The sequence below is a fragment of the Streptomyces sp. DT2A-34 genome, assembly GCF_030499515.1.
GTDB lineage: Bacteria > Actinomycetota > Actinomycetes > Streptomycetales > Streptomycetaceae > Streptomyces.
This window is the reverse complement of the sequence record NZ_JASTWJ010000001.1, coordinates 3,901,240-3,917,659: the sequence shown is the minus strand read 5'-3', so window position 1 is coordinate 3,917,659 and position 16,420 is coordinate 3,901,240. Positions and strand designations below refer to the sequence as shown.

Genomic DNA, 16,420 nt, shown 5'->3' with positions numbered 1-16,420 from the left:
TCGCGGGCACGCTCACACCCGGGGCCAATCGGGTGGATCTCACGATAAGTCCGCTTGTCCCATCGGGTGTGGCGGGCCCGAGCACTTACGTTCGTGACATGGCGATCATGGCGAGACAGTCATCCGTGGGCGAGTCGCGACGTTTCCGTACCTCATCACATCCGCGGTGATCGTCGCGCCTGCTCAGGCATGAGGTTGAGAGAGTGGACTTCCCCAGCGCACTGAGGCAGCTCTCGAAGGCGCAGAAGCCCGCCCGCGGTGTCCCCGGTTACTCACGATTCGTCAATCGGCCGGCCGGAAGACTGCTCGCGGCCGCGGCCCACCGCATCGGGCTCTCGCCCAACCAAGTGACCGCCGCAAGTGGCCTGGTCACCTTTCCGGGCATTGTCGCGATCGCCCTTTACCCCCCTTCACACGCGCTCGCACGATGGGTGACGCTCGCCCTGCTCGTCGGCTTCGCGCTGGATTCCGCGGACGGTCAACTGGCCCGGCTGCACGGGTCGGCCAGCCCTGCCGGGGCGTGGATGGACCATGTGGTGGACTGCGCCAAAATCCTGAGCGTCCATGCGGCGGTTCTGATTTCATTCTACCGGTTCTTCGAACTGCCGCGCCCGGTCCTGCTGCTCACCCCGATCACTTTCCAGTTCGCTGCTGTCCTGCTGTTCTTCGGGGGAATCCTGACGGAACAGCTGAGACGGCGGGGGGCCGACCCGCACGTCGACCCGATGCGACCGCCCTCCGCTGTCCGTGTCATGGCGCTGTTGCCCGTGGATTACGGCCTGCTGTGCCTGATCTTCTTGTTCCTGGGAAATCAGAAGCTTTTCTTCGCGCTGTATGTCGCCCTGCTCGTGGCCCACCTGATGCTCGTGCCCGCATTCTTCGCCAAGTGGTTCCGAGAACTGTCCTGACTCGATTCATTCCCCGCACAAAGAAGGGTCCACCCCGTGGAACGCTCCCTGCGAGGCTTCACCGGAGCCGGTTACGACAAGGGGCGCCCCCTGCTCGTTCAGGCGGCCTGGTTCGCTGTTCTCAACCTCGTCTTCGTCAAGTGGTGGTTCCCGGCCCGCTGGCGGCCCGCTCTGCTGCGGGCCTTCGGCGCGCGGGTCGGGCAGCGGGTGCTGATCCGTCAGCGGGTGCGTGTGCACTGGCCGTGGCGGCTGGACGTCGGCGACGACGTATGGATCGGCGAGGACGCCTGGTTGCTGAACCTCGAGCGGATCAGCATCGGCAGCAACGCCTGTGTCTCCCAGGGGGCGTTGCTGTGCACCGGAAGCCATCAACGCCACAGTCCCACCTTCGAGTTCGACAACGGGCCCATCCGCCTGGAGCCCGGAGCCTGGGTGGCGGCGCGGGCCGTCGTGTTGCGAGGGGTCACCGTCGGCCGTGGCGCCGTGGTGGGCGCCGCGGCGATCGCCCACCGGGACGTCGCGCCGGCCGAGGTCGTCATGGCGAGGGGTGTGGGATGAGGCTCGTTCATGTGGTGACGCTCGTCAGCGAGGACGGAGCGTACGGCGGTCCCACGAGCGTGGCGACGGGACAATTGGAGGAGTGCGCCGCGCGCGGCCATGAGGTCACGCTGCTGTCCTTGTGGCGAGGCGAATCCCGGGCACCCGCACGCATCGGCTCGGTTCCGCTGCGTACGCGCCCCGCGCGCGCCCTGCTTCCGGGCCGCTTCACCGGGCTCATGAACCCGCTGCTCGTCCGGGACATGTGGCGTTCCATGGGCAGGGCCGATGTGGTGCACATCCACGCTGGGCGCGACCTCGTTTCCCTCACCGCGCTGGCCGTGGCGACGTTGCGGGGAAAGAGGTTCTTCACGCAGACGCACGGAATGGTGGAGCCACGCCACAGGCTGGTCGCCAAGCTCTTCGACCGTCTGTACGTGCCTCTGCTGCGCCGGGCGCGCGGTTGTCTGGTGCTCACCGAGAGGGAGCGACGGGCTGTGTCCGAGGTCATCGGACCGGAGGGGCCGCCGCTGCTGACGTTGCCCAACGGGGTGCGGCCGGAGCGCAACGCGGTGGTGGAGCCTCGGCGGCACGCCCCGGAGGTGCTCTTCATGGCGAGGCTGCACCCGCGTAAGCGCCCGGAGGCGTTCGTCGAGATGGCCGCCCTGGTGCACCGGAAGCTGCCCGAGGTGCGGTTCACCCTGCACGGGACCGACGAGGGGTCGCTGCCGACGGTACGTCAGCTCATCGCCGGCCACCGGCTCCGGGATGTCGTCGCCTACGGCGGGGCGTTGTCGTACGCCGAGGCCGTGCGCGCCTATGCGAAGGCAGCCGTATACGTGCTGCCGAGCGTGGACGAGCCGTTCCCCATGACCGTGATCGAAGCCCTGTCCGCCGGAACGCCGGTGGTGTGCACCGACACCTGCGGCATGGCGGACGAGCTGGCGCGCCGGGGAGCGGCGATCGTCACGGACGGCAGCCCGCAGGCCATGGCCGAGGCGGTCTGCGAGCTGCTCACCGACGAGGACAGGCGCCGTGGGCTGGTGGAAGCGGGCAAGCGCGCGGTGGAGGAAGCCTTCTCCATCCATGCGGTGGCGGACCGACTGGAGGAGCTCTACCGAAACCTCTGACAGCTCGTCAAACGCCGCGCGTGGCCGGATACGACAGGCCCAGACGGAGGCATCAGGGCACTCGGGTCACGGAAGCGCGTGGCATATCGGTCTAATTCGGATAATTAGTGCATAACCTACCTGGCAGGTCTCAGTGACCACCGATCCCGGGTTTCTGGAGGAGCTGCCATGACCAAGCAGGTGGACGTCGTTGTTGCCGGAGGCGGGGGATTCATCGGCGGGCACCTCGCTGCCGACCTCCTGGCGCAAGGGCTTTCGGTCCGCTGTGTCGACATCAAGCCGCAGCACGACTGGCACCAGCTGCACCGCGACGCCGAGAACGTCGTCGCCGATCTGTCGCTCCTGGAGAACGCCCGCGACGCCGTCCGGGGCGCCGGTCAGGTGTACATGCTGGCCGCCGACATGGGCGGCATGGGCTTCATCGAGAACCACAAGGCCGCCTGCATGATGTCGGTGCTGATCAGCACCCACATGCTCAAGGCCGCGCACGAGGCCGACGTGGAGCGCTACTTCTACTCCTCGTCGGCCTGCGTGTACGCCGCCGCCAAGCAGACCGCCTCGAACGTCACCGCGCTGAAGGAGGAGGACGCGTATCCGGCGCAGCCCGAGGACGGCTACGGCTGGGAGAAGCTCTTCTCCGAGCGCATGTGCCGCCACTTCGAGGAGGACTACGGGTTCACCTGTCGCGTCGCGCGCTACCACAACGTGTACGGCCCCGCGGGCACCTGGACCGGTGGCCGTGAGAAGGCCCCGGCGGCCGTGTGCCGCAAGATCGCCGAGGCGGCCATCTCCGGCTCGCACCGGATCGACATCTGGGGCGACGGCCGGCAGACCCGTTCCTTCATGTACATCGACGACTGCGTCCACGGCACGCAGATGCTCATGAACGGGGCCAGCAGCATCCCCGTCAACATCGGCTCCTCCGAGCTGGTCACCATCAACCAACTGGTCGACATCGTCGAGGAGATCGCGGGCATCCGCTGCGAGCGCAAGTACCAGCTGGACGCGCCGCAGGGCGTACGCGGCCGCAACTCCGACAACACCCTGATCCGCGAACTCCACGGCTGGGAGCCCTCGATCTCCCTCGCCGAGGGCCTTGAGAAGACCTATGCCTGGGTCTACGGCCAGGTCAAGCTCGCGCGCTCCTGATCGCTCGGATCGGCAGGGAGAGCAGCCGATGAGGATCCTCGTCCACGACTACAGCGGGCACCCCTTCCAGGCGCAGCTCAGCCGTGAGCTGGCGCACCGCGGCCATGACGTCGTGCACTCGACCTGCCCGGCCTACGTCTCCGGAAAGGGCAACCTCGCCGAGGACACGGTCGCCGGCCTGCGGTTCGTCACCATCGGCGACCACGTCGTGCTGGACAAGGGCGCCTACGTCCGACGCCTCTTCCAGGAGACCCGGCTCGGCCTGGAACTGGCCCGACAGGTACGGCGCGAGCAGCCGGACGTGGCGATGCTGGGGAATCTGCCGATCCCGACCCTGGTGATGGCCGCGGCGGCGCTGAGGACGCTGCGCATCCCCTGGGTGCTGTGGCACCAGGACATCACCGCCATCGCCCTTCGCAGCTTCGCCGCCGCCGGTGTGTCGAGGCTGATGGGCGTCGCCGCCAGGGTGTTCGAGCAGGGTGAGAGGTGGTCGGCGCGACGTGCCTCGGCGATCGTGGTGATCGCCGACTCCTTCGTGCGGGTGCACCGGGAGTGGGGCACCGCCGACAAGGTCAGCGTCATTCCCAACTGGGCGCCGCTGGACGAGATCCTCCCCGTGGCCCGTGCCAACGCGTGGTCGCGGGAGCACGGCCTCACCGGCGTCAGGACCGTGCTGTACTCGGGCACGATCGGCCTCAAGCACAACCCCGCCCTGCTGGTGCGGCTGGTCGAGACGCTGCGCGAGCAGGGTGAGCGGGTCCGCCTCGTCGTCGTCAACGACGGCCCGGCCGTCCCGGTCATCAAGGAGGCCGCGGCCGCCCGAGGCGTCGATCTGACCCTGTTGCCCTTCCAGCCCTACGAGCGGCTGCCCGAGGTGCTGGGCACCGGCGATGTGCTGGTCGTGCTGCTCGCGGCGGACGCCGGGGAGTTCTCGGTCCCCTCCAAGACGCTGTCCTATCTGTGCGCCGGACGCCCGGTGCTGGGCCTGATGCCGGCGGACAATCTGGCGGCGCAGCTGCTCCGCAAGGCCGGCTCGGCGGTCTTCGCGCCGGAGGAGTCCTCGCTGGCCGGCGCGGCCACGTGGGTCCGCGAGGTCCTGAACGACCCGGCGCGCGCGGAGGCACTGGGCAAGGAGAGCCGGGCGCTGGCCGAGCGGGAGTTCGCCCTGGAGCGCTGTGCCTCGCGATTCGAAGAAATCCTCAGGCTGGCCTCGTCGACTCGGGACCCATTGCACAAGTCCAACGTCAGGAGCTCTCGATGCGCGAAATCTCGTACGAGGAACAAACGGTAAAATCCGGTAACCCACTGGCTCGTTTTGCGCATCGCACCCGTACGACGATGGCGGTCGATCTCGTCGCCGGAGTGTGCGCGAAGTACGGCACCGTCATCGATTTCGGTGCAGGACCCGGACTTTTTCTGCACGCGCTTGGCGAGGTCCGACCCGACGTCACGCTCGTCGGATACGACCCGTACATGGAACCGACGTATCCCGAAGTGAAGTACGTGGAATCGATGGAAAGCGTCGCGGCGCAGAGCGTGGATGTGCTGACCGCGTTCGAGGTCTGCGAGCATCTCTACGCCAACGAACTCGATGCTCTGCTCGAAGACGCATTGCGCATTCTCAAGCCGAGCGGCGCGCTCGTGATCTCCGTGCCGATCATGTGCGGCCTGGCCATCGTGCCGAAGGTGACGAACTGGATGATCCGCAGCCGCTCGCTCCGATCGGAGTACACGCCCGCGGAAGTGATGAAAGCGATGGTCGGAATGCGGGTGAGCCGACCGCGGAATCCGCGCACGACCCACAAGGGCTTTGATTTCCGGGAACTGCGGGAGGTCGTGCGAGAGCGGTTCTCCATCGAAGCCGTACATATGAGCCCGGTGCCGAAGGCGCCGTGGTGGCTGAGCTCGCAGTACTTCATGGTTTGTCGGTCAATCAGATAATGCGATCCGACGGCCGTGAACCCTCAAGCGAAAAGCTCCTGAATTCACCCGATATGTATCGCATGTGAGGTACAAATAGGTTGACGCGTATTTCAACCTATTTGCTCGCCTTCCATGAGAGGGGTGCAGGTGCAGGGCAGTCGAGAACGTTGCATGGCCGCAGTATGCGCCTGGGCCGCCGTACTCATCGGCCTGCTGCCGGGACTGGTCCTGCAGACCTCCGCCGGGCACGTCGGCGCCGCGCTCATCGTGCAGTGCGTCGTCGTGGCGCACACCGGAGGTGCGCTCACCTGGGTACTCACCGATACATCGGTACGGCTCGTCGCGTTCGGTTTCTGGCTCTTCGCCTACGTATGGCTCGGGTTGGCGCCGCTCGCCATGCTCACCACCGACACCTACCCCCTCGGATACCGGACCGACGAGGCCACCGCCTTCACGGCCACCGTCCTGATCGAAGTCGGGCTCCTCGCCTACAGCGCCGGAGCGGTGCTGGCAGCCAGGCGCGCCCCGCATCGCTCGATCGTTCTCGGACCGCTGCTCTCCCGCAGACTCGCCCCGTTGCCCGTGCTCGTCCTGAGCTGCCTGTCGCTCGTTCTCGCGGTCGTCCTCATTCCCCAACTGGGCGGCTGGGGCGCCTTCTTCACCAGCAGGCAGGCCCTGTGGCAGTCGCAGGCCGCGACGGACTCGGAGCGGACGCTGCGCACCTGGACCCTCGCCGTCCCCGCCTTCTGGGCCTTGGTGGGCCTGATCCACCTGCCTCGCCGCACGACGGGCGACCGGTGGTTGCGCCGCGTCCGCTGGACGCTGCTCCCGCTGCTGCTCGGACTCAACGTGGTCGTCAACAACCCGATCAGCAGGCCGCGCTTCTGGGCCGGCACCGTCCTGCTGGTCCTGCTGTTCACATGGAGCCGGTTCAACCGCCCACGGGCCTTTCGCAGCACCGCCGCGGCGCTCACCGCGGTGGTGCTGCTCGTCTTCCCGTACAGCGACTACTTCCGTTACAGCGAACGTGAAGCCGTCCAGGTGGTGAGCCTGACGGAGCAGCTCACCTCGAACATGGACTACGACTCCTTCCAGCAGATGCAGACCGGGGTCGACCATGTGGAGGAGAACGGCTTCTCGCCGTCGGACGCGCTCGGGCCCCTCGTGTTCATGGTGCCCCGCTCCGTATGGCCGGAAAAACCGCAGGCCGTCGGTATCACGCTCGCCCAGCATGCGGGCTACGACTTCTGGAACCTCTCGGCACCGCTGTGGATCGAGAGCTACATGTGGGCCGGTTTCCCCTCCGTGGTGGCCGTCTTCTGTCTGCTGGGTGCGGCCGGACGCCGTATGGACGACATCCGGGAACGGCTACGGGACAGGCAGGCCACGCTGGCGTTTGTGCTGGTCCCGGCCTTCGCCTTCTACCAGATGATCTTCCTGCGCGGCAGCCTCCTGGCCATCGTCGGGCCGATGCTGCTGCTCCTGACCGTCCCGCTGTTCATCACCCGCCGCGCCGCCCGGCCACTCCGGCTCCCTTCACCGGCGCTGCCGCCCGAGACCGTCAGCCACGCATCCATCCCCGGAACAGGAGGCATCCGTGACCAGCTCCGCCAGCTTCGATGACGGGTACAGCGAACCGGACCAGCTGCGCGACCAGCTGCGCCAGCTGCTGAAGTACCGCGTGACCATCGCGCTGGGTATCGTCCTCGGGCTGCTCGGGGGACTGCTGCTGGTGCTGCTGCGCGCAGGCAGCTACACCTCCACCGGTGAGGTTCTCGTCCGTTCGACGGTGGACCCGTTCAGCACCTTCGGCGTGTCCGTCGACAACCAGGTGAGCATGGGCACCGAGCAGCAGATCGCGCAAAGCGCCGCCGTCGCGGCCCGTGCGGCACAAGCGTTGCGCCAGCCGTCCCGGGCCGACGCGCTGCTGGAGGAGCTGCGGGTCAGCAATCGGCCGCACACCCAGATTCTGCGGTTCGAGTACACGGCCGGCACTCCGAAGCGGGCGGCCCGGGTCACCAACGCGTTCCTCGACGCCTACCTCGCCGACCGCAAGGAGCGGACCGACGCCACGGTGCGGCGGATGGCGGACGCGCTGAAACGGCAGCTCGCCCCGCTGGTCAGAAAGAACAACGCGGAAGCCGGCAAGCCCGCGAGCGCGGCTCTGCGGGAGCAGATCAACGCGCTGCAGAAGCGGATCTCCGACTTCGAGTCCCGCGACACCACCGGAGGTGACGTCGTACGCAGGGCCGAGCCGCCGGAGCACCCCGCGGGGCCGGGGCCGGTGGCGCTCATCGGCCTCGGCCTGATGGGCGGACTCGTACTGGCCGTCCTGCTCGCCTGGCTGCGGTCCGCCTTCGAACCACGGGTCCGCTCGGTCGACGAGGTCCAAGGCGCGCTGGGCGCCCCGGTGCTGGCCATCCTCCCGGACGCCGCGACGGACAGCGAACTGCTGGAGGTCGGCCGGGTCGCCAGCAGTCGCGCGGAGGCGTACCGCACTCTCGCCTTCCACCTCCGGCACGGCGACGCCCGTACGGCCGGCGGCACGCTGCTGGTCGTGGCGCCGAAGCGGGACCGCGAGGCCGAGGCGGCCGCCATCAACCTCGCCGCCGTGTTCGCCGAGTCCGGTGAGGACGTTCTGCTGGTGGACGCCACCGCGAGCACACCGGGCCTCGCGGCACGGCTGCCCCTGCTGACCGAGGACGCGGATGACGACGCCGAATCGCCGCGTCCCCTGGACGGCCGGGTCGTCGTCGACGCGGGCGCGGCCGGACGCATCACGCTCTGCCCCGACCGACGGGGCGCCTCCACCGGCGACATCCCGATGTCCCCCATGGTGGCGCGTGCCCTGTCGTGTGCCGGTTCCGGAAGATCCTCGGTGGTCGTCACACGGCCGCTGCTCGAACACGCCGACGGTCTCGCGGTCGCCCAGCGTGCGGACGGTGTCCTCATCGTGGGCGGACCGCAGCACACCACCCGCGACGACCTCAGGCAGGTTCGCGAGCTGATCAGTTGCTCGGGCGGACACATCGTGGGCGCGGTGCTCTGCCCCGGCACTCGGCGGAGCCTGCTCCGCGCTGCCCTGAGCGGCAGCCGCCGTCCGGGAGAGCTCGGCCCGTCGGCGATGCCGGCCGCCCGTGCCGAGAAGACCGAGGGCCTGTCCGCGGCCGCGCACCACGTCGGCCGCGACACCCAGGAAGAGCTGGTCTCCCAGCCGCAGCAGAGCCCGTCCGCCCAGGACGACACGCTCACCGCCTCCAAAGGATGAGCGCCTCCGGAACGGCCCTTCCCGCCGCCGGCGGGAAGGCCACCCGGAGCGCGGTCGCCGCCACCGCGCGGGGCGGATGGTGGGGCTTCCTGGGCTCAGCGGTCAGCGCTGTATCCGGCTACATCCTCGTCACCCTGGTCACTCGCGCCCTCGGGGCGCACGGGTCGGGAGCGGTGTTCACCGGCATCGCCGTCTTCACCATCCTCTGCAACACCTGCAAGCTCGGCGCCGACACCGGGCTGGTGCGCTTCGTCTCCCGTGACGTGGCCACCGGCGGCGGCCGGCAGGTGGGCGCGCTTCTGCGCACCGCGGTCGTACCGGGAGCCGCGGTGAGCACAGGGGCCGCCGCGCTGCTGTTCCTGTCTCCCTCGACGGCCACCTCACTGCTGCCGAACCTGCCTCCCCAGGACGCGGTCACCCTGGTCCGGCTCTTCGCACTGTTTCTCCCCCTGGCCACGGTCACCCTGATCCTGCTTGGCGCGACCCAGGGCTACGGCACCGTGATTCCGTTGGTCGGGGTCGAGCAGATCGGCAAACCCGTCCTGCGCGTCCTAATCGCCGTACCGGTCGCCCTGCTGGCCCCCGGTGTGCTGAGTCTGGCCGCCGCCTGGCTCGTCCCCTCCCTGGCCGGCGTCCTCGTCGCCTGGCACGCGCTGCGCCGGTGCCGCCGTACCGGCCTCAGAGCTCCTTGCGGACCCGACGCCGCCGCCACCCGGCACGGATTCTGGGCGTTCGCCGTACCTCGGGCGATCTCCTCCGTCTTCGACATCAGCGCGGTCTGGGTGGGCGTCGTGCTGCTGTCCTGCCTGGCGACGAGCGAAGAGGCCGGCATCTACACCGCCGTCGGCCGTGTCGTCATCGCGGCGACGCTGCTCCAGCTCGCCATCCGGCTGGCCGTCGCTCCGGAGATCAGCCGCCTCCTCGCCGTGGGCGACATCCCGCAGGCCCGCCATCTGTACCGGGTCTCGACACGCTGGATCGTGCTGTTCTCCTGGCCCCTGCTCGTCCTGCTCACCAGCTTCCCCGGCACCATCCTGTCCTTGTTCGGGCCGGAGTTCGAGCAGGGGGCGGCCGCGCTGGTCGTGCTCTGTGTCGCCTCGGCGGTCAACGTGGGGGTGGGAAACGCCCAGACGGTGCTGCTCATGGCCGGCAAGAGCTCCTGGCATCTGGCGGTCACCGGCGTCGCGTTCACGGTGCAGCTGACGGTCGGCCTGCTCGCCGTACCCCGGCTGGGCGTCCTCGGAGCCGCCCTGTCCTGGGCGGCGGCGACCATCGTCGAGAACCTGGTCTCGGCCGCGCTGGTGCGGCGGCATCCGGGCTTCACGGTCATCGACAACGGATATCTCCTGGCGACCGCCGCCGGGCTGTGTCTCACGGTGCCGCTGGTCGTTCCCACCCGGCTGCTGGCAGGTGACACGGCCATCGGACTTGCCGTCGCAATCACCATGGGATTTTTCGTATTCGGTATAAGTTTGTGGAGATTTAGCGCACCTCTGGGCGTGCGTGAACTCGTCGGTGTGCTGCGCGAACGCGCCACTTGAGGCCGTCTCGGAACCGAGACCGCCGCTCCTCCTTCCGTTCTCCCACCCGTACTTGCTGCAACCAGGGATGTTCCATGCGCCTGAGAAAAAGCACGAAGAGAGGGCTCACCACGGCTTCGGCTGTGGCCCTCCTCGCGGCTGCCTCGCTCATCACCGCGTCGAGCTCAGCAGCCGACGGCGACGAAAAGACCCTGACCGCCGACCGTTTGGCGACCTGGCAGACCGACGGCATCGTGTGGTCGATCGAGTACGCGGACGGTGTCGTGTACGTCGGCGGGACCTTCGACAAGGTCCGTCCTCCGGGCGCGAAGCGCGGTCAGAGGGAGGTCGTACGCAAGAACTTCGCCGCGTTCGACGCCGCCACCGGCAAACTGCTGCCGTGCGCCCAGCCCTTCTCCGGCGCCGGTGACACCGTACGGGCGCTGAAGGCTTCCCCCGACGGCGAGGTGCTGTACGTCGGCGGCTCGTTCGGCAAGGTCGGCAAGGCCGCTGCCTCCAGTGCGGTCGCGCTCAACACGGCCGACTGCTCGCTGCGCAAGGACTTCCGGCCGCACATGTCGTCGTTCGTGCGGGCGATCGAGGTCACGGACTCCGCGGTCTATCTGGGCGGCGACTTCACGGTCGTCAACGGTCAGAAGCGGCAGCGCATCGCGGCGCTCGCGCCCGATGGTTCGCTGCTGCCGTTCAAGGCGCGGATCGACGCTCCCGTACGGGCCCTCCTCGCCGCACCCGAATTCGGCAAGCTCATCGTCGGCGGCGACTTCCTCGAGGTCAACGACGAGTTCGAGTTCAAGCTCGTCGCCCTGCGCCCCGCCACAGGCACGACGGTGACCTCGTACCCGAGCTGGCTGCCGGCGAGATCCAAGGTGAAGGCGCTGGTACGCGACGCGACCAACTTCTATGTGGCAGCCGAGGGCAGGGGAACCGGCATCTTCGACGGCCGCATCGCCGGCCGCCTCGGCAACGGCGACATGGTCTGGAAGGACACCTGCCTGGGCGCCACCCAGGCCCTCGCCGTGCACAACGGTGTGCTCTACAGCGGGTCCCACGCCCACAACTGCAGGGACACACCGGGCGGTTTCCCCGAGTTCAACCAGCGCCAGCACTTCCTGGCCCAATCGGTCCGTGACCGGCACATCCTGCACTGGTTCCCCGACACGGACGGCGGGACCGGCGAGGGCAACGGCCCCCGCGCGCTGAAGATGGCCGGTGAAGTCCTCTGGGCGGGCGGCGAGTTCACCGAGGTCAACGGCAGACGGCAGCAGAGCCTGGTCCGCTTCTCGCCCGGGCGCGACCGCGGAGCCCCGGAGGAGCCGCCCCAGCTCGAGGCCTCGACGTCGACCGCCGGGAAGGTCACGCTCAGCTGGCGTGCCGCATGGGACCGGGACGACGCGGAGCTGAAGTACCTGATCTACCGGGACGGCAAGCTCGTGGCCTCGCCCACGCAGCGGTCCACGGAGTGGAACCGCCCCACGATGCAGCACACCGACTCCGTCACCCCCGGCTCTCGCCATCGCTACCGGATCGCCGTCAGCGACGGCGACAACACCTCGCCCAGGTCGAAAGCGCTCGTAGTCACCGCGGTCGCCGACGGGCGTCCGAAGGAACAGCGTTGACAGGCGAACGTCTCGGCTACGCGCCAGGGGTCTTCGACCTCTTCCATGTGGGCCATCTGAACATCCTGCGCCGGGCGCGCGGGCACTGCGACCGGCTCATCGCCGGCGTCTGCTCGGACGACCTGGTGGTGCGCCTGAAAGGCAGGCCGCCGGTCGTCCCGCTCGCCGAGCGGCTGCAGATCGTTCGGAGTGTGCGCTATGTGGACGAGACGTTCGTCGCGACCGTGGACGACAAGATCGCGATCTGGAAGGAAGTCGGATTCGACGTCATCTTCAAAGGTGACGACTGGCTGGGCACGGACGTCTGGACGGCTCTCGAAACCGAGTTCGCGAGGGTGGGGGTGAAGGTCGTCTACTTCCCCTACACCGTGCACACCTCGAGCACGCTGCTACGGGAGGCGCTCCGCCTCCTCGGCGAGCAGAACCCCTCCGGGCCGGCCTCGGGACAGCTCGCGGGACCACGTCCGAGCGGGACAGTCGGCTGACACAGGCCTGTCGCCCGTGTACCAGAGGCCGACGGGTCCGCTGAGGCGGACCCGTCGGCCCGAGAACCTCACCCCATGGTCCCCGGACCACGGGGTGATCCGGTCGCTGGTGGACGACGGCGCGGACGCGACCGCTCCGGTCAGGCGGCGGGCACCCGGTCGATCCGAGGGCGCGGCCGCCCGGGTTTGACCTACATCACCCTCGGGGTATTCTCTCCGGCTCGATTGGCCAGCCCCCTGCCCCATATGGCAGACTGTCCGAGTTGCTCGGTCGAGTGTTGATGCTGCGCGCCTCCCGCCGGGAGGACCGGAAGCGAGTCCCACAGTACTCGTCGCCCTAACTGCCGTAAGGCAGCGCTGGGGCGGACGTACGGGAATCTTTCGGGAAGTGTCAGTGCGGCGCCGGCCAGGCACCCGGTGGGCCTCCTCGCCCCCGGCTTGCGGTTCCGGAAGGGCCGTGCTCCCCGGCAAGGGATGTTCGAACAAGGGGCATCTGTGTCAGCGAGAGCGCGACACGCCCGACCGCGTGGGTCGGAGAAGAGGGACAGGAACACCAGGTTCCAGAGCGTTAGAGAGACAGGACTACTGAGTAGCCATGGCGGGACAGAAGATCCGCATCCGGCTCAAGGCCTACGACCACGAGGTCATCGACTCCTCGGCGAAGAAGATCGTCGAGACGGTGACGCGCACTGGTGCGTCGGTCGCGGGCCCGGTGCCGCTGCCCACTGAGAAGAACGTGTACTGCGTCATCAAGTCGCCGCACAAGTACAAGGACTCGCGCGAGCACTTCGAGATGCGCACGCACAAGCGCCTGATCGACATCCTCGACCCGACCCCCAAGACCGTTGACTCTCTGATGCGACTCGACCTCCCGGCCGGTGTCGACATCGAGATCAAGCTCTGAGGCCGGTGATCTGAGAGATGGCTAAGCAGATCAAGGGCATCCTGGGCGAGAAGCTCGGCATGACGCAGGTGTGGGACGAGAACAACCGTGTTGTTCCGGTCACCGTCGTCAAGGCCGGCCCCAACGTCGTGACCCAGGTGCGTACGAACGACGTCGACGGCTACGAGTCGGTCCAGATCGCCTTCGGCGAGATCGACCCGCGCAAGGTGAACAAGCCCCTCAAGGGTCACTTCGCCAAGGCCGACGTCACCCCCCGTCGTCACCTCGTCGAGATCCGCACCGCTGACGCCTCCGAGTACACGCTCGGCCAGGAAGTCACGGCCGAGGTCTTCGAGGCCGGCGTGAAGGTCGACGTCACCGGCAAGAGCAAGGGCAAGGGCTTCGCCGGTGTCATGAAGCGTCACAACTTCAAGGGCCTCGGCGCCGGACACGGCACCCAGCGCAAGCACCGCTCTCCCGGTTCCATCGGTGGCTGCGCCACCCCGGGCCGTGTGTTCAAGGGCCTCCGCATGGCGGGTCGCATGGGCAACGAGCGGGTCACCACCCAGAACCTGACCGTCCACGCCGTTGACGCGGAGAAGGGTCTGCTGCTCATCAAGGGCGCGGTTCCTGGTCCGAACGGCGGCCTCGTCCTGGTCCGCACCGCGGCCAAGGGGGCCTGAGGTAACCGATGAGCACTGTTGACATCCTTTCGCCGGCGGGCGACAAGGCCGGTACCGTCGAGCTCCCCGCGGAGATCTTCGACGTAGAGAAGATCAGCGTTCCGCTGCTTCACCAGGTCGTCGTCGCGCAGCTGGCCGCTGCCCGCCAGGGCACGCACAAGACCAAGACCCGTGGCGAGGTCCGTGGTGGTGGCAAGAAGCCTTACCGCCAGAAGGGCACCGGTCGCGCCCGTCAGGGTTCGACCCGCGCGCCGCAGTTCGCCGGTGGTGGCGTCGTGCACGGTCCCGTGCCGCGTGACTACTCGCAGCGGACCCCGAAGAAGATGAAGGCCGCGGCCCTGCGCCACGCCCTCACCGACCGGGCCCGCAACAACCGCATCCACGTCGTCTCCGGCGTGATCGAGGGCGAGGCACCCTCCACGAAGGCCGCCAAGAGCCTGTTCGGCAAGATCAGCGAGCGCAAGAACCTGCTCCTGGTCGTCGAGCGCGCCGACGAGGCCGCGTGGCTGTCCGCCCGCAACCTGCCCCAGGTCCACATCCTGGAGCCGGGCCAGCTGAACACGTACGACGTTCTCGTCTCGGACGACGTGGTCTTCACCCAGGCCGCGTTCGAGTCCTTCGTGTCGGGCCCGAAGGCCAATGACACCGAAGGGAGCGAGGCCTGATGGCTATCCGTCACCCCGCCATTGCCTCGAAGGCCGCGAAGAAGGCCAAGGCCGCTCGCGTCGCCAAGGCGCGTCGCCACGCCGCCGAGGGCAAGAACACCGTCGTCACGCCGGCGAGCAAGTCGTTCACGGACCTCCGTGACATCTTGATCAAGCCGGTCGTGTCCGAGAAGAGCTACGCGCTCCTCGACGAGAACAAGTACACGTTCGTCGTCGCCCCGGGCAGCAACAAGACCCAGATCAAGCAGGCCGTCGAGACGGTCTTCGAGGTCAAGGTCACCGGGGTCAACACGATCAACCGCCAGGGCAAGCGCAAGCGGACCCGCACGGGCTTCGGCCAGCGCGCGTCCACCAAGCGCGCGATCGTGACCCTCGCTGAGGGCGACCGTATCGACATCTTCGGCGGTCCGACCGCCTGAGGGCGGTCCGGATCGTCCGATATCGGACGAGGACTGAGAAATGGGAATCCGCAAGTACAAGCCGACTACGCCGGGCCGTCGTGGCTCCAGCGTCGCCGACTTCGTCGAGGTCACGCGGTCCACGCCGGAGAAGTCGTTGGTCCGCCCCCTGCACAGCAAGGGTGGCCGTAACAACTCCGGTCGTGTGACCGTCCGCCACCAGGGCGGTGGCCACAAGCGCGCCTACCGCGTGATCGACTTCCGTCGTCACGACAAGGACGGCGTGCCGGCGAAGGTCGCGCACATCGAGTACGACCCCAACCGCACCGCGCGCATCGCGCTGCTGCACTACGCCGACGGCGAGAAGCGCTACATCCTCGCCCCGCGCAACCTGCAGCAGGGTGACCGCGTCGAGAACGGTCCCGGGGCCGACATCAAGCCGGGCAACAACCTGGCGCTGCGCAACATCCCGGTCGGTACCACGATCCACGCGATCGAGCTCCGTCCCGGTGGCGGCGCCAAGTTCGCCCGCTCCGCCGGTGCCTCCGTGCAGCTGCTCGCGAAGGAGGGCCAGATGGCCCACCTGCGCATGCCCTCCGGTGAGATCCGCCTGGTCGACGTGCGCTGCCGCGCCACCGTCGGCGAGGTCGGCAACGCCGAGCAGAGCAACATCAACTGGGGCAAGGCCGGCCGCAAGCGCTGGCTGGGCGTTCGCCCGACCGTTCGCGGTGTGGCGATGAACCCGGTTGACCACCCGCACGGTGGTGGTGAGGGCAAGACCTCCGGTGGTCGCCACCCGGTCTCCCCGTGGGGTCAGAAGGAAGGTCGTACTCGTGCTCCCAAGAAGGCGAGCAACAAGTACATCGTCCGCCGCCGCAAGACGAACAAGAAGCGCTAGGAGCGGGTTTAGATGCCGCGCAGTCTCAAGAAGGGGCCCTTCGTCGACGACCACCTGATCAAGAAGGTGGAAGCCCAGAACGAAGCCGGTTCCAAGAACGTCATCAAGACCTGGTCCCGTCGCTCCATGATCGTGCCGGCCATGCTCGGCCACACGCTCGCGGTGCACAACGGCAAGACCCACATCCCGGTGTTCGTCACCGAGTCGATGGTCGGCCACAAGCTCGGCGAGTTCTCGCCGACGCGCACCTTCCGGGGCCACGTCAAGGACGACCGGAAGTCGAAGCGCCGCTAGTAGCGGATCGCATTCAGACACGTAAGTAACTGAAGGGACAAC

Annotated in this window: 17 protein-coding genes; all 17 read left to right on the top strand. The window is 68.2% G+C overall.

From position 1 onward, the window contains the following. Positions 1-203 precede the first annotated feature (203 nt). The 17 genes from QQM39_RS17155 (at position 204) to rpsS (ending at position 16,378) form a co-directional block, all read left to right on the top strand. Positions 204-908, top strand: coding sequence for a CDP-alcohol phosphatidyltransferase family protein (locus tag QQM39_RS17155; protein ID WP_301997701.1), 705 nt, complete (start codon positions 204-206; stop codon positions 906-908). A 36-nt stretch (positions 909-944) separates the two neighbouring features. After that, positions 945-1,466, top strand: a complete 522-nt coding sequence (locus QQM39_RS17150) for a putative colanic acid biosynthesis acetyltransferase (RefSeq protein ID WP_301997699.1) — start codon at positions 945-947, stop codon at positions 1,464-1,466. After that, complete coding sequence (locus QQM39_RS17145) at positions 1,463-2,575, top strand: glycosyltransferase (RefSeq protein ID WP_301997698.1); 1,113 nt, start codon at positions 1,463-1,465, stop codon at positions 2,573-2,575. The genes QQM39_RS17150 and QQM39_RS17145 overlap by 4 nt, the downstream gene beginning before the upstream one ends. A gap of 168 nt (positions 2,576-2,743) precedes the next feature. Further along, complete coding sequence (locus tag QQM39_RS17140; protein ID WP_301997697.1) at positions 2,744-3,724, top strand: NAD-dependent epimerase/dehydratase family protein; 981 nt, start codon at positions 2,744-2,746, stop codon at positions 3,722-3,724. A 28-nt stretch (positions 3,725-3,752) separates the two neighbouring features. Beyond that, the gene (locus tag QQM39_RS17135; protein ID WP_301997696.1) at positions 3,753-5,015 is read left to right on the top strand and encodes a glycosyltransferase family 4 protein; all 1,263 of its coding nucleotides are present in this window, start codon (positions 3,753-3,755) and stop codon (positions 5,013-5,015) included. Then, complete coding sequence (locus QQM39_RS17130) at positions 4,982-5,665, top strand: class I SAM-dependent methyltransferase (RefSeq protein ID WP_301997695.1); 684 nt, start codon at positions 4,982-4,984, stop codon at positions 5,663-5,665. Before QQM39_RS17135 ends, QQM39_RS17130 begins: the two co-directional genes overlap by 34 nt. Positions 5,666-5,818: 153 nt before the next feature. Further along, positions 5,819-7,270, top strand: coding sequence for a hypothetical protein (locus QQM39_RS17125; RefSeq protein ID WP_301997694.1), 1,452 nt, complete (start codon positions 5,819-5,821; stop codon positions 7,268-7,270). Then, positions 7,245-8,915 (top strand): hypothetical protein, encoded by a 1,671-nt coding sequence (locus QQM39_RS17120; RefSeq protein ID WP_301997693.1) that lies wholly within the window; start codon positions 7,245-7,247, stop codon positions 8,913-8,915. Before QQM39_RS17125 ends, QQM39_RS17120 begins: the two co-directional genes overlap by 26 nt. After that, positions 8,912-10,456 carry an oligosaccharide flippase family protein gene (locus tag QQM39_RS17115; protein ID WP_301997692.1) on the top strand — a complete coding sequence of 515 codons (1,545 nt, stop codon included), beginning with the start codon at positions 8,912-8,914 and terminating at the stop codon, positions 10,454-10,456. The genes QQM39_RS17120 and QQM39_RS17115 overlap by 4 nt, the downstream gene beginning before the upstream one ends. 74 nt (positions 10,457-10,530) lie before the next feature. Then, positions 10,531-12,072, top strand: coding sequence for a fibronectin type III domain-containing protein (locus QQM39_RS17110; RefSeq protein ID WP_301997690.1), 1,542 nt, complete (start codon positions 10,531-10,533; stop codon positions 12,070-12,072). Then, positions 12,069-12,557, top strand: a complete 489-nt coding sequence (locus QQM39_RS17105; RefSeq protein ID WP_301997688.1) for an adenylyltransferase/cytidyltransferase family protein — start codon at positions 12,069-12,071, stop codon at positions 12,555-12,557. The genes QQM39_RS17110 and QQM39_RS17105 overlap by 4 nt, the downstream gene beginning before the upstream one ends. Positions 12,558-13,152: 595 nt before the next feature. Then, positions 13,153-13,461, top strand: coding sequence for a 30S ribosomal protein S10 (gene rpsJ / locus QQM39_RS17100; RefSeq protein ID WP_003948644.1), 309 nt, complete (start codon positions 13,153-13,155; stop codon positions 13,459-13,461). Between the two features lie 17 nt (positions 13,462-13,478). Further along, positions 13,479-14,123 carry a 50S ribosomal protein L3 gene (gene rplC / locus QQM39_RS17095; protein ID WP_062706771.1) on the top strand — a complete coding sequence of 215 codons (645 nt, stop codon included), beginning with the start codon at positions 13,479-13,481 and terminating at the stop codon, positions 14,121-14,123. 8 nt (positions 14,124-14,131) lie between these two features. Continuing rightward, positions 14,132-14,788: a 50S ribosomal protein L4 gene (gene rplD / locus QQM39_RS17090; protein WP_301997686.1), complete on the top strand. Its 657-nt coding sequence runs from the start codon at positions 14,132-14,134 to the stop codon at positions 14,786-14,788. Then, positions 14,788-15,207, top strand: a complete 420-nt coding sequence (gene rplW / locus QQM39_RS17085; RefSeq protein ID WP_062706769.1) for a 50S ribosomal protein L23 — start codon at positions 14,788-14,790, stop codon at positions 15,205-15,207. Before rplD ends, rplW begins: the two co-directional genes overlap by 1 nt. 40 nt (positions 15,208-15,247) lie before the next feature. Continuing rightward, positions 15,248-16,084, top strand: a complete 837-nt coding sequence (gene rplB, locus QQM39_RS17080) for a 50S ribosomal protein L2 (RefSeq protein WP_037887002.1) — start codon at positions 15,248-15,250, stop codon at positions 16,082-16,084. 12 nt (positions 16,085-16,096) lie between these two features. After that, on the top strand, positions 16,097-16,378 hold the full coding sequence (gene rpsS / locus QQM39_RS17075) for a 30S ribosomal protein S19 (RefSeq protein WP_301997685.1): 282 nt from the start codon (positions 16,097-16,099) through the stop codon (positions 16,376-16,378). Positions 16,379-16,420 lie beyond the last annotated feature (42 nt).